The organism is Bacillus sp. FSL K6-1218 (genome assembly GCF_038006445.1).
GTDB classification, from domain to species: Bacteria; Bacillota; Bacilli; order Bacillales; family Bacillaceae_G; genus Bacillus_A; species Bacillus_A thuringiensis_S.
Window position 1 is genome coordinate 3,088,861 of the sequence record NZ_JBBOVE010000001.1, and the last position, 13,708, is coordinate 3,102,568.

Sequence of the window (13,708 nt, forward strand, 5' to 3'; positions counted from 1 at the left end):
TAATCTCCTGCGAGACTATATTTTTTATTAAAATTTCCCATATCTTATTTGATTTATTCTGTAACACCAGATTGGGTTACTTTTACATCAGCTGTTACACGAAAACGTAAATGTTTATAGGATTCTTCCCATTCTTGACTGTTCCATTTTCTTACGTGAGTTCTACCAAGCTTTCTAAGTCCTATAGGATCTGTGTCTTTTTTAATAAATCTCTTTATCAATGTAGTTGCTTTTTTTTCTATTTCTTTTTCCATAATTTTTTCTAATTTTTTTATTTCTTTAGGATTATCTAGATTTTTTGTTTTTGTAAATTCTTGAATTTCAGCTTTAACTTGAATATAAGCATTTACGAATGGATGCTTACTATTCCCCTCCATCTTATATTTTGTTCTAGCTTTTATATTCTCTATCGTGGCATAAGTGTTTGAAGAACCAGGTAGTTTGAATTGGTATGTACCTTGTTTGAAATTATCTGTCAACAATTTAAATACAAATAAATCTTTAGGGTTCACTTTATCAACCATTTTACATCTTTTAAAAAGTGCTATTCCATTTAACTCCAACACATTCCCTTTTTTAGATATCATCGGTAAATAGGAATCTCTCGCATCATCATCAAGTTGATTTAAAAACATAAAAAAGTTTGTTTTTGGTTGCGTCCCATTGTTCATATTTTGCTCCAGTAAAGAGGATAGATAAGAAGCAATTTCTTTTTCTTTAGAATAGTTCCCCTTTAATAGTGATTCCCCTTCTACATTTGTAATTGCTAAATAAATTGCATTTCCTACACTAGGATTTCGGTTCAAAGTCTCTAAAATTTCCTGCATTCCCTTTTCAATTATTTTTTCATTAAAAATAATAACACGCAATTGCCCCAACTCTAGAGGTCCAGAAGATTTTTCGGATGCTCTTGCAAGAACTTCTCTACCAGTCTGGCCTGATGCTGAATAGATTTTTGTTTCACCTTCCCCGCCTCCTTTATAAGCTGAAATCGCAAAGGTTCCTTTTAGCTTACCTTCTGCTTCAGTATCATATGCCGCAACTTGAACTAAATCAATGTCATCCACAATTTTTGTTTTAGCACAACCTATTAAGAAGACACCTAATATAAGGAAAAGTATCCAGCGCTTCATGTTTATCTCCTTAACTTTATTTTGGCCGTTTGAATTAGCCATAGTACAGGTAGGTATACATATATATATACAAAGCCAATTTGACCTGTCCAAGTATTTAATAAGTTAATTTTATTACGGTTATTCAAGAAAAATGACAAAATAAAGATGAATATGATGATAACTGGCAAAACATATTTTTGCTTTATTCCCAGTGCCTCTTTTATACCACGACTTACTCCCCATAATGTAAAGGAAACATTGGGTAATATAAAAAAAGCCCAAACAGAAACAATAATGTATTCAAACCGCTCTATAAAGGGAAATTGTATAATTTTAATCATGCTTAAATATGCCCATATCGCGTTCGCAAGTTGCTTTTCACTAAAAAACGCAAGAGTTAAAATCATAAGGTATGTGTAGACAATAGTCGTTACTAAATTTGCATAGTGCGCATATTTTTGAGACGTTCTTGCCTTTTTAATAAATGGGTAGTACAACAATAACATTTCAAATCCAAAAAAACTAAACATATTTCCTTTCATTCCTTTCATAATTTCTAGGAATGAATGCTGTGCAATTGGAAATAAATTCCGGAAATCTGCATACTGCAAAGGATAAAAAAATGTGAAAATTAGAATGCTTGGGATAACGATTCCAAAGAAGCCGATTCCGGCAACTACACGAAATCCTCCAGTAACAATGTAATAACATAGACCCAAAAAAGCCCCCGCTATAACCCAAGATGAAATTGAAGGAAACATCCAAACATGTACTACTTCGATATAAGTATGTAGTGTTGTTGCACCTAACAATACAATATAGGATAAAAAAATGAAGTTGAGCAATCCACCAATCCATTTTCCAAGTACGTTTTGATTGATTGCAATGATGTCTCCATTACCCTGATTTAAAATCTGATATATAATCCAAATCATAACATTAACAGATATTCCAAAAAGTAGCGTGCTAATCCACGCATCATTTCCAACTAATTTTGCACTAATCCTTTCAAAACCAAGCATACCAACTCCCAACTGTATAGTAATAATTAAAAAAAATACCATATATGGCGAGACTTGATACTCAATTGGGATCTGTTTCATAATGCTCCTCCCTGTTAAATTCAATCATCGAAATCATTTCTTGATAGTATTTTATTTTTCTCTACCTCTTCTGGATTAAAGCGAAAACGCTGTTTAGACCTTGAAAAAATAGGACGTCGAAACATCGCTGAGATCGGCATACGTATAATACTGTCTTTCCAATCTGTAGGGCGTGTAGGATAAAAAGGAAACAAATAAGGACGTCTTAATGATTCTGTACGTAATAAACGTGCTAAAAGTAAAGAGCTTGTTAAAACAATTCCTAATAAGCCCAATAGGTGTGCAGATATTATAAAAGGAAAACGAATTACTCGAATTGTATTACCAATACGATATATTGGCGCTGTAAATGAACTAAGAGCTGAAAGTGCAACAATGATAATAAGTACGTTACTTGTAAGACTTGCTTCTACCGATGCTTGTCCAATCACAATACCACCTACTATACCGACAGTTAAACCCACTTTAGTTGGTAAACGTGCCCCCGCTTCTCTCAGTAATTCAATTGTTATTTCTAAAAAAAGTGCTTCAATTAATGGAGGAAAAGGTACTTTACTTCTCGATATGATTAACGTTTCAAGAAGTTCTTTTGGTATAAGCTCGTAATGATATGTTAAGATCGAGACATATAATGGCGTCGTTAAGACAGAAAATATAAAAGCAAAAAGCCTTAATAGACGAAAAAAAGAGGCTATAATCCAAGGCATGGTGTAATCTTCTGTCGTAGAAAAAAAATCAATTAATGTTGTTGGAAGAGTGATGGCATAAGGCGAGCCATCTACAAAAAGTGCAATTTTTCCTTCTGCTAATACAGCTGCCACACGGTCCGGACGTTCTGTATTCAAAAATTGAGGGAATATAGAATTTGGGTTGTCTGCAATTAACTGCATCAAATAAGTACTATCCAAAACATGGTCTGTTTTTATTTGACTTACCCTTTTTATAATTTCTTGTAGATTTTGATCATTTACAATTCCCTCAATAAATACAATCGCAACAGTTGTGTTAGAGAGAGATCCTACTTTCAATTCTTTCATTTGTAAATAAGGTGTTGGAAGCTTTCTACGTACTAAATTTAAATTTACATCTAAATCTTCGACAAATGCGATTTGCGGACCCACAATATTGTATTCAATTTCGGCTTTTGTAATATCCCTTTTTTCTTTCTTTGACACATTTACTAACAAACAATTTAATTTATCTGTATCGAACTGAATAAGTATATAGCCATTTAAAATACTATCCTGAATATCTTCCATTTGATTTGTTATTTTTGAATTCTCAAAAGGTAAGACAGAGTGAATATCTTGTAACGAATCGAAGCTCTTCTCTTTTATATAAGTCAAAACCTCTTCATGAAATATATTTACATCGATTAATGTTCTAAAATATGAAATGACTATAGAGGAATTATTAGAAGCAATTTCCAACGTTATAAAATCTTTAGATTTTTTTAGTAATTTCATTAAATCCTGCAAAGATTCTATAGAGTAAACAGATATTCTTTCATGTGGTTTCAATTGATAATACCCTTCCTTTCAGAAAGAAACTATATATAGTTTTCAGGAAATTGCTATTTTTAAAATTAGGGATGGTGATATGTAAATATACTTATTGAATTAATAATAACGCCTTTGAAAATAACTTAACCAAAATCAGTTAAAAAATGTATTACAAGTAAAAATTTGAAATATTTTCGAGAAAAATTACAATATTAAAAACCTCCTTTCTTTTGGTTCTAAAGAAAGGAGGTTTTTATAACAGGCTTTTTGGAAGGTTTTAATTTAATCCTAATTATATTTTTTATAAATTCTAAAAGTACATTCTTTAATTTTGGTATAACATACAGAAACTATTTTTTGAACAGTAGACAGCTGCAGAAGCTAAGTTAAAGTGTCGATTAATTCCCTCCATGCTTAATAAAATCCCTGTTATGATTTCTAAACTGACTACACAGTTGAGTAAGAGCCGTAGTAGAGATTTCTTGATTTAACCATAGGTTCCTATGATACTTACATTTTCGTTTCATTCCACCAGTTTCTATAGTTAATTGATTAAGTGTATCGGGGATATAACTCTTCGACATATACAGACAATCTTGTTTTGGAAGTATTACATGATTTGTATGATATTGTAACAAGACTTGTATCGTTTCCCGCTTCTCCATGTCTTGTTGCGTTTGTCATTTCCTCTTGTAAACAACGATATAAAGTTCTATTTAGTTTTTGTTTAATAGCATTACATTTTGTATGGTTTCTTAAAAAATTTCAGTAAAAGAATATATTAATTTTGAAGTGTACAAATAGGGAGCGTGACTTCAACTATAGTCCCCTTATTCACTTCACTCTCAATAAATACCTTTCCCTGATGTGTTTCAATGATTTTATAACAGATCATTAACCCTAAGCCAATCCCCTCTTCTTTAATACTATAAAAAGGTTCTCCGAGGTATGGTATACGTTCTTTTGGAATCCCACACCCTTGATCGATAAAACGAATGCTTACTTGATTATTATCAAGTATATTTATTTGAATCAGAATTTCCCCTCCCATCGGCATAGATTCAATTGCATTTTTTAATATATTAACAAATACTTGTTTTAATTGATTTCCTTCACATGAAATCAATGGAATACCAGGGTTAAGATCGATTCTAAATTTTATATTATTCATCATTGCTTGAGGTTGTAGTAGCATTAAAACTTGATCCATTAGCACACTAATGTTATTAGGTTGCATTTTTACCACCTGTGGTTTGGCTACCGCCATAAATTCAGTTGTAATGCTCTCTATACGCTCAATCTCTGATGATACTATATTAATATAACCCTGATTATTCTCATTTTCCGTTGATTTTAGTAATTGCATGAACCCTTTCATTGCAGTTAATGGATTATTAATCTCATGAGCCATTACAGTCGCTAATTGTCCTACAACAGCAAGTTTTTCAGATTTTCGTAATAATTCTTCTGTTTTTAGCCGTTCAGTGATATCACGAGAAATACTTAGGAAAACTTTTTTACCATTTAAGTTAAAAACACGAACACTAAACTCAGTTGTTATTACTTTTCCTGTTGGAAAAACATATTCATCTTGCAAAGTGAAGGAAGTTTGTCCCTTTTTAATTTTTTCTAATAACCTTACGATCATTTGAGAATCTTGTGGTACTATATTTGAAAATGATAATGAGAGCAACTCTTCTCTACTATATCCAAATCTTCTACACCCAACAGGGTTTACCTCAATAAATCGACTTGGAGCATTCTCTTCATTCAGCTCTACTACATATACCGCATCAGTTGCTTGTTCGATTAGTGCACGGTACTTCATTTCACTATCTCTTAATTGCTGGTGTAATCGATGTCGTTCTCTTTCTGCTTGTTTTCTTTCAGAGATGTCTCTACATATTGCTGATAAAGCTATCACATTTCCTCTTACATCTAGTATAGGAGAAACTGTCAGACTAACATCAAGAAGACTCCCATCGCTCCTTTGTCTAACAGTTTCTAATCTAGTAACCACAGATTCACCTGTTAGAATTTTCTGAATATTTTTAAGCGATTCTTCCATTAAAAAATCTGGTACACAAGGTAATCTCTTACCTATGATTTCTTGTGATGACCACCCAAATATCTTTTCATAAGCTTTATTCGCTTGTAAAATATGCCCTTCTCGATCAGAAATGGTAATAGCATCTAGATTGTGCTTTATAAATGATTCCAATAATTCTTTGGTAGCGCTTAATTCTGATTCTACCTTTTTCCTTTCAGTTATATCAACTGTAGAACCAACAACTTCAATAACTTGTCCATTTCGTTTAATCGGCCTAAGCGCAATAAGAATAATAGTTTTATCATTTGGCCAAGGTAATTCAAATATAATTTCTTTTCCTTCCCATGCCTGAAGATAGTACTTCATCAATTGTGGAACTAAATGTGGAGGAACAATAGAAGCATCAATAGTACGTAAGCTTTTTCCTACCACCTGTTCAGAATAAAATCCGTTTTGATAATAAAACTGTCCATCACATAAAGTGTGTATAAAGTGCTTACCCACTTTTTTAAATTTAAAAATTCCTCCTTGAAGCTCATGTACGGTATCTGCAAGTTCTTGCTTCGATTTTTTTAATTCTCGATTCATTTTAGATAAGTCCTGTGTTAAATAATACAATCTCTGGTAGGCTTCCATAAGAAATAGCCCAATTAAAAGTCCTAACGCTATATATAATAGGCCTCCTGTGTAAAGTAATGTAGTATTAAATAATACGCCAACTAACCACTTTATTCCAATAAAAACAGAAAAATATAAAGATGCACTTTTAAAAGGATGTAGTTTTTTAAAATAAGTTTTAAAAGTAGAAAATAGAATCCCCATACCTAAATAAGCAATCACAGGAGGTTCCCAATACCCTCCAGTGTAAAAGATACGCATTACAATTATGCTAATTAACGTAATCCAACCAGCAATACGACCAAAGTAAATAAAAGATAGAATAAGAGGAACAACTCGAAGATCGTAGGAAAATCCCATGTATGGAAAAGAAAAGAACATTAACGTAACTGCAATAATCCCTCCATAGAGCTTTTCGAAATATCGACTAGAATTAATTGTAAACACTTGAATAAATATTGCTGCGCTAACTAATAAAGAAAAAATAGAAAGGTTGATGAAATAATCTTTAATAATCATGTAATGTCCCTCCTTGCATTAAGTGTATTCGACAAAAAAGCTAAAAATCCTACAAATTGTATAAACAGTTCAGATGCATAAATTTTAAACTAGGATAAAATCTAGATAAGTAAATAAGGAGCACAGCAGATGAGATATTTTAATGAAAAATAGTTCAAAAAAGATAATAGTAACCGTTGACTACTATTATCTTTTTTCTTTAAGTTATCGTAATATATCTGAAACTCTAAGGGACGTGGTAGTCATTTCATCAAACAATGATTATATGCTGAGTCATGAATATAGAAATTTTAGCAGTAATTTTTGAAAAATAACATAAAAAACAAAACTATCTTTGAAAATGGAAAAAACCTATATAAATGTCAACTAATCTATGTACAAAAACGTTCACTTAATTTTGCATAAAATCACTCCACTTAGGAAGCTAAGTAGTTCTTCAAGGTCGATAAGAACACCTGTAGATGCTTCAGGATAACTACATAATTGTATGAGTAATGTACTTGAAACCTTTCGGTAAAACCATACACATAATACAACTAACTCCTTGGGTTCAATATTTACTTTTTCGCTGAACAAATTCTTTTTCTTGAGCAAAATATTCTAGGATATAAGGAGATATATGCCATTGCAATTTTTCAATTAACTTGGTGTCTAGTTTATTGTCCAGCTCCAATTACTTCGTTACTTTCAGATTCAGTTCATTATATTTTGTACTTTGTCTTTATACACAACATATTCTTTACCATCCACTACTGCTACTACCGCAAATTCATCATTTGGATTGAATGAAAGCCAATCAGCCCACATGTTAGTATTAGCCCCTCCACTCCACATATTATGAACAGTGTTTTTAGTTAAATTCATAACTTTATAAGACGCATTTGGCGCATTTGTTCCAGTCTTTATTTCAAAAGTGTATGCATTATGAATTTTTTTATAAAAGTAGAAAACGTTTGATGGACGAAGCTGATTCAAAAAATCCTGTTCTTTTTTCTCTGCAATTTTTATCCCTTCTTGCAAAGTGACAACATCTGTTTTTAATGTTTTCCAACTGTTTTTCGCTGCATTCAAGCTAGGGGTTAAGAATTTATATTTATTTTGATCAGCTTTTTGATCAGCTTTATCAATATGTCCCAGTACACCCGAATATTGAGAATCTAAATCCTCCCATTGCGTAGACATATAAGTAAGAGCAGTGATAGCACTATCAAGCATACTATGCATATCACTAATATTATGAAATGCAACTCCAACTACACGATTCAATGTTATTTTATAATCTACAGTCTGACGCAATTTTGCTAATTCAGGTTCTAGCCAACCTAACTTACCTCTTGCATCACCTATCATTATGCCACCAGCAATCAAGGTTGGAATAAATGGGATTTTCACCATGTCTAACCCCTTAGATTCTATGTCTTTCTGATATTTTACTTGTCCTAAAAGGTCCTCTAGACGCTTTTGGTCAGCCTCCACATCAGCACCTTGGTTTTTTAAAATCGATTGCAATGTCTCTTTATGACTTCCAAATGTTCTAACATCTTCTCCAATAGCATTTTTTAATTGAATTAATTCTTCTATTAATGCTTTTGCAGACTTTTGATTTTGTTGAATTCCTCCCTGTAAATCTGTAATCCCTTTTTTTAAAGTATCTCCATTTCCAGTATTGATCGCCTCTACTAATGTTTCATAATAATTTTCAAATTTTGTATCGTATTCTATAATGCCTGTCAATGTATCAAAAAGCTGTTTTTTCACTTGTGTATTCCATGTAACAGCATGTGCTCTTGCATTCTTTTGATCTTGTACAATTTTACTAGGTAAATCTGCATTTCCATTAATAGTTATTCCTTCAAAACTCACATCTGGATTATTAATTAGCAAATAAGAATATTCATTCATAGCTTTTGCAAATAAACCAGCATCTTGCAAAGCTTTTTTCATCTGTTCTTCATTTGCTGAAAGAGACATATTTTCAGTGTTCGTTTGTTCAATTTCAATTGCAAAAGTTTCTAGTGGTATGACTGCATAAGTAGTTGTTATAGTTAAAAACGCTGATACAGCGAGTAGTTTATTAGGGATTTTTTTCATCATTTCGTATTCCTCCTATATAAGGTATGGTTTCAAGTTCTAATCTTATTAAAAAGCGATGTCTTTCAAAATGAGTTCTACATCTTTTATCAGTATCGTTTGAACTTTCTTTAGCAGCCTTCAAATCATTAAGTATTAAAGAAAATGTATATAATCTGCTTCAAATTAACCGATTCTGTTGCAAATTTTAAAAAAGCAATTAAACTACAAGGTTATTTTTTATTCGAATAATACTTATATATAATTGAAAGGCGAAGTCTTTAATGAGACTCCGCCTTTCTGTTATATAAGGATTTGTTAATTATTACTTTTCTGTTTAACAGTGTAATCATAGACTTTCTATGTTTTAGTTCACTTTACAACAGAATTAATATTTCCCTATTTTTGTGGAGTAACAGTTTCCACTTTTAATTCCTTTATTCCTTCTTTTAATGTAACAGCATCTGTTCGTAATGTTTTCCAACTGTCTTTCGCTGCATTTAAATTAGGTTTTAAGAATTTAAATTTATTTTGATCGGCTTTTTGAGCTGCATTCTCAATATGCCCTAGAACGCCCGAATATTGAGAATCTAAATCATGCCACTGCGTGGACATATAAGTAAGAGCGTTAATAGCATCATCAAGCGCCTTGTGCATTTCATTAATATTACTGTAAGCAACTCCAACTACACGATTTAAGGTTACTTTATAATCCACGGTCTGACGTAATTCTGCTAATAAAGGCTCTAACTTACCTAAATTATCCCTTGCTACTCCCACTATAATACCGCCAATTATTGGTAGACCCAAAATAGCACCCTTCATTACATTAAACCCATCAGATTCTAATTGTTTATAATAGTTTACTGATCCTAATACTTCTTCTAGACGCTTTTGATCGGCATCAACATCTGCACCTTGATTTTTTAAAATTGACTGCAAGAGCTCTTTATTACTTCCAAATGCTCTAACATCGTGTCCAATAGAGTCTCTTAATTTAGTTAATTCTTCTATTAGTTGTTGTGCATACTTTTGATTTTGTTGAATTTCACCTCGTAAATCTGTAATCCCTTCTTTTAAAGTTTCTCCATCCCCTGTATTAATCGCCTCTATCATTGTTTCATAATAATTATCAAATGTTGTATCGTATTCAACAATACCATTCAATGTATCTAAAAGCTGTTTTTTTACTTTCGTATCCCAAGTAACAGCATGTGCCCTTGCATTCTTTTGATCTTGTACGATTCTACCAGGTAAATCTACATATCCATTAATGGTAATTCCCTCAAAATTCACATCAGGATTCTTAATTAACATATAAGAATAGGCATTCATAGATTTTGCAAATAATCCAGCCTTTTGCAAGGTCTCTTTCATTCTCGCTTCATTTGCAGAAAGAGCCGTATCTCCATTGTTCGTTTGTTCAATTTCACTTGCAAAAGTTGTTACTGGTGAAACTACATTAGCAGTTGTAATAGTTAATAGCGTCGATACAGCGAGTAATTTGTAAGGGATTTTTTTTATCATTTCATTTTCCTCCAATTTAGGTTTTAAATTTCAGTTCTACTCCTGTTTAAAAGCAATATCTTTTGAAATGAATTCTGCATCTTTATGAATATCATTCCAACTTTCTTTAGCGGCTTTTAAATCATCTGGTATTAAAGAGAATTTGTGGTCTTGCATAGAATCGATATTATCCAGTAAATCTGTATAATTTGCGCCCATTGTATTCCATTGCTTTTGAATATTTGTTAGAGACAATATCGCTTGATCTACAGTCTGGTATAAATATGCCAATGTTTCTTTCGCGTTAGTAAGCGAAAGAACTGCTTGATTAGCACGATCTGCTTTCATACTTAATTCTCCGATTTTGTTAGAAATTTCATTATAGGAGTCCATATGCTTAGATGCTGTGACACCAGCCGCAGTTCCTAGACCGATACCAGCTGCGCCAAGAGCCGAGAGTCCACCAACAACAGCCGGTGTTGCTGTACCGCCAGTTACAACAATAACTACCGCTCCTCCAATAGCTGCAATAACTAAAATAGCTGCTCCCAATCCACCACCAATTGACCATGCTAATACATCATCAAAATGTTTTTTCTGGGTAGAACGAAGTTGCTCAATTTCAGCTTGAAGTTGTGGAATCGTTGCCTGTTGACCTGCTAATATTGCAGTTAATCCACCTTTCCCATCTGGACCACCAACATTATTTTTAAAATCTGTAGAATTTTGATATAGTTTCCCTTTGAAGTCTTGTAGCATCTTAATCACATCTGTAACTTCTTTTGAATTTGTATTGATTGTAGTAATTAAATCATTTATACCCTCTTTTAGACCTGCCTTATCTTTCTTTTGTACAGTTTCTACTAATGTGTCGTAATAATTTTGAAATTGTTCATCGTAATTTACAATATTACGAGCAGTTTTTTGAATCTGTGGCTTCGCTGTATCTAACCAGTAATTCGCATTGATTCGTGACAGCTCTTGATTAAGGTGAATATTTTTGAGCAACTCTCCACCCTCTGACCCTAAATCGATATTAGATAAATTTACATTTGGTTGCTTAATCATTGTTTTTGCATATAAATCCATTACTAGAATATGAGACCCTGTTTCAGCCAATGCTTTCTTCAGTCCTTCGGGGCCTAATGCATAATTGCCTACTTTTTGTTCTTGAGCGGTCGTTTCTTGTGCAAATGCATGAATAGTGTTACCGGTAGTAGCAGTTATAACAGTTGCTAATGTAGCTAAAGTTAGTACTTTGAATGGAAATTTTTTCATGACTATTCTCCTTCTTTCGCTAAATGCTTATAATCTTTATGAATTCCCAAAAAACGCAATATTAAAATTTATATACTTGTTCTTCAAGGTAACTTATTACATTTTTTAATTGTCTTAATGTATCTTTTTGAGACTGCTCGTTAGTTGTATCAACATTAGTAGATAATTTTGTAATGCTATTTTTTATTAGATTTAAATCTTCTTTATAGCGCTTTAGTAGATCAAGTTCTACATCTACTTGATTTGCAAACGTATGCAAATCATTTTGTGTAAGAAGAAGCATTGATTTTTGTAAATCAGCTATTGATAATTTCGTTGTTAAATCATATATTTTTTGATTTTGTTTCTCTAAATCATCTAAATATGCTCGCTGTTCTGCTGTTAATTTATTTACTTCAGCAAAAACGCCAAATGTTTTCTTAATCTTTTCGGTATCAATGACCTTCATCAGGTCATACTCTTGTGTTTTTGCTGCGGCTGCGGCTGCTATTTCACCTTGTTTGCTTTTCTCAATTGCTTCACGAGCTGCTTTTTTTGCTGATTCAATCTCTAGAGCAGTTTTACCTTGCTCTGTTGCTTCTTGCACTGCTTTTTTCTCAGCTTCTAGAATAGAGTTGTTAATTTCTTTTCCTTTGTTATACGCTGCCACCCCTGCTTGAGCAGCTGGTTCAATAATTTCTTTTGAAAGACTATAAACTTCTTTGAATATAGCAAATCCCTGCTCATTTAAAGCTCCTGGTATTAATGCAATTTGTTGTAAATCATTTTGAATTGCTTTTTTTGTATTTAATATTTCATTTTTTAATTGATCTATTTTTCCTGTTCCATCTGTACCTAATATGCCTTGCGCAGTTGCCACATTAGTATCAAAATCTTTTAATTTTTTATCAAGCTGTAATTTAAGATCTGTTAATTCATTGATTTGTCGTTGCGCATTTTCTTGATTCGTCATAGCCATTTCTTGAAGTACTTCAAGTCTATCCGAAAACCCTTCTCTATCTTCTTTATTGTCTACAAACGATTTTAATGTCGGGTAATAACTATTAAATTTTGTTACAAATCCTTTACTTTTTGAATTTAATAGAATTAACTGTGGATAGAGTTCCGATGACCATTCCTTCATATCTTGTTTGATTAGGAATTGATTGGTATTTAAAGCTGGGACTTCCTCTAGCTGTACATTAGGACTCATTAAAGATTGATCAATATACGTTTGGATTAATTTAGATTGCGCACCTAATTTTCGTAATGATGAAGAAATATCCATGTTTTCTTGTTGAGTTTCTGCTTGAACGATTGGTGTTGCGAGAGTATTGATAGGAATAGTTGCTCCAGTTACAATGGATGTTATTAAAAATCCTGTCATTATTTTAGTTTTCATTCCGTACACTCCTTTACCATTGTTTTTATAACTTAATTCATATAACTTGTACGACCGCTCTCTTTGTAAACTGGATAAGAAGGAGAAATCTTTCAGATACGTTAATATCGTTGTTTTTTACTTCTAATAGGATGTCAGGATTTTATTTATCTCTCATTTCGATACTCTATTTTTTTAAATATAAATAACAAAAATTTATTAACTATATTTGAATCAGGCACCCTATGAGTAGTAAATTATTAATTCTTTCCTAAAGTTGCGGTTTAACTTACAGAATCGTGAGGATCAATAAACCAATGCTTACAGTTAATCTTGTCATAACATTGTTTAATTTCAATTTGATAATATCCCTCTTAGTTTTGTCAGCAAACTCCTTACTAGACAACAAAAAGTGAAATTATACTGTACATTGCTTATACTTTTATTGCGGAATAACTTCACTTTTGTTATGCAGAAACCTAGAACACGTTTATTACCAATTTGATTCTTGACCTCTCGTAAACAAAAAGACTATTCAGAAAAATATTTTCAACATAATGTTACTTACAACTTCACTATAATTCCTA

General features: G+C 32.1%; 8 protein-coding genes. All 8 read right to left on the minus strand.

The window, feature by feature from the left end; genetic code table 11:
- Positions 1 to 53: 53 nt before the first annotated feature.
- The 8 genes from MHI26_RS15785 to hblC all read right to left on the minus strand — a co-directional run bounded on the left by MHI26_RS15785 (position 54) and on the right by hblC (position 13,142).
- The gene (locus MHI26_RS15785) at positions 54 to 1,133 is read right to left on the minus strand and encodes a Ger(x)C family spore germination protein (protein WP_061665939.1); all 1,080 of its coding nucleotides are present in this window, start codon (positions 1,131 to 1,133) and stop codon (positions 54 to 56) included.
- A gap of 2 nt (positions 1,134 to 1,135) precedes the next feature.
- Positions 1,136 to 2,218, minus strand: a complete 1,083-nt coding sequence (locus MHI26_RS15790; RefSeq protein WP_000809695.1) for a GerAB/ArcD/ProY family transporter — start codon at positions 2,216 to 2,218, stop codon at positions 1,136 to 1,138.
- A 20-nt stretch (positions 2,219 to 2,238) separates the two neighbouring features.
- The gene (locus MHI26_RS15795) at positions 2,239 to 3,738 is read right to left on the minus strand and encodes a spore germination protein (RefSeq protein ID WP_000802306.1); all 1,500 of its coding nucleotides are present in this window, start codon (positions 3,736 to 3,738) and stop codon (positions 2,239 to 2,241) included.
- Between the two features lie 763 nt (positions 3,739 to 4,501).
- A complete protein-coding gene (locus tag MHI26_RS15805; protein ID WP_000584304.1) occupies positions 4,502 to 6,907 on the minus strand; it encodes a PAS domain S-box protein in 2,406 nt (801 codons plus the stop codon).
- A gap of 693 nt (positions 6,908 to 7,600) precedes the next feature.
- A complete protein-coding gene (hblB, locus tag MHI26_RS15815; protein ID WP_000976163.1) occupies positions 7,601 to 9,001 on the minus strand; it encodes a hemolysin BL regulatory component HblB in 1,401 nt (466 codons plus the stop codon).
- Positions 9,002 to 9,376: 375 nt separating this feature from the next.
- Positions 9,377 to 10,504, minus strand: a complete 1,128-nt coding sequence (gene hblA / locus MHI26_RS15820) for a hemolysin BL binding component B (RefSeq protein WP_000591969.1) — start codon at positions 10,502 to 10,504, stop codon at positions 9,377 to 9,379.
- A 36-nt stretch (positions 10,505 to 10,540) separates the two neighbouring features.
- A complete protein-coding gene (hblD, locus tag MHI26_RS15825; protein ID WP_000714435.1) occupies positions 10,541 to 11,761 on the minus strand; it encodes a hemolytic enterotoxin HBL lytic component L1 in 1,221 nt (406 codons plus the stop codon).
- A gap of 61 nt (positions 11,762 to 11,822) precedes the next feature.
- A complete protein-coding gene (hblC, locus tag MHI26_RS15830; RefSeq protein ID WP_061665938.1) occupies positions 11,823 to 13,142 on the minus strand; it encodes a hemolytic enterotoxin HBL lytic component L2 in 1,320 nt (439 codons plus the stop codon).
- Between the last annotated feature and the right edge of the window lie 566 nt (positions 13,143 to 13,708).

What these genes read in the sequence shown, in the direction of transcription:
- MHI26_RS15785 (WP_061665939.1), bottom strand. Translation starts at nt 1,133, where the DNA reads ATGAAGCGCTGGATACTTTTCCTTATATTAGGTGTCTTCTTAATAGGT.
- MHI26_RS15790 (WP_000809695.1), bottom strand. Translation starts at nt 2,218, where the DNA reads ATGAAACAGATCCCAATTGAGTATCAAGTCTCGCCATATATGGTATTT.
- MHI26_RS15805 (WP_000584304.1), bottom strand. Translation starts at nt 6,907, where the DNA reads ATGATTATTAAAGATTATTTCATCAACCTTTCTATTTTTTCTTTATTA.
- hblB (WP_000976163.1), bottom strand. Translation starts at nt 9,001, where the DNA reads ATGATGAAAAAAATCCCTAATAAACTACTCGCTGTATCAGCGTTTTTA.
- hblA (WP_000591969.1), bottom strand. Translation starts at nt 10,504, where the DNA reads ATGATAAAAAAAATCCCTTACAAATTACTCGCTGTATCGACGCTATTA.
- hblD (WP_000714435.1), bottom strand. Translation starts at nt 11,761, where the DNA reads ATGAAAAAATTTCCATTCAAAGTACTAACTTTAGCTACATTAGCAACT.
- hblC (WP_061665938.1), bottom strand. Translation starts at nt 13,142, where the DNA reads ATGAAAACTAAAATAATGACAGGATTTTTAATAACATCCATTGTAACT.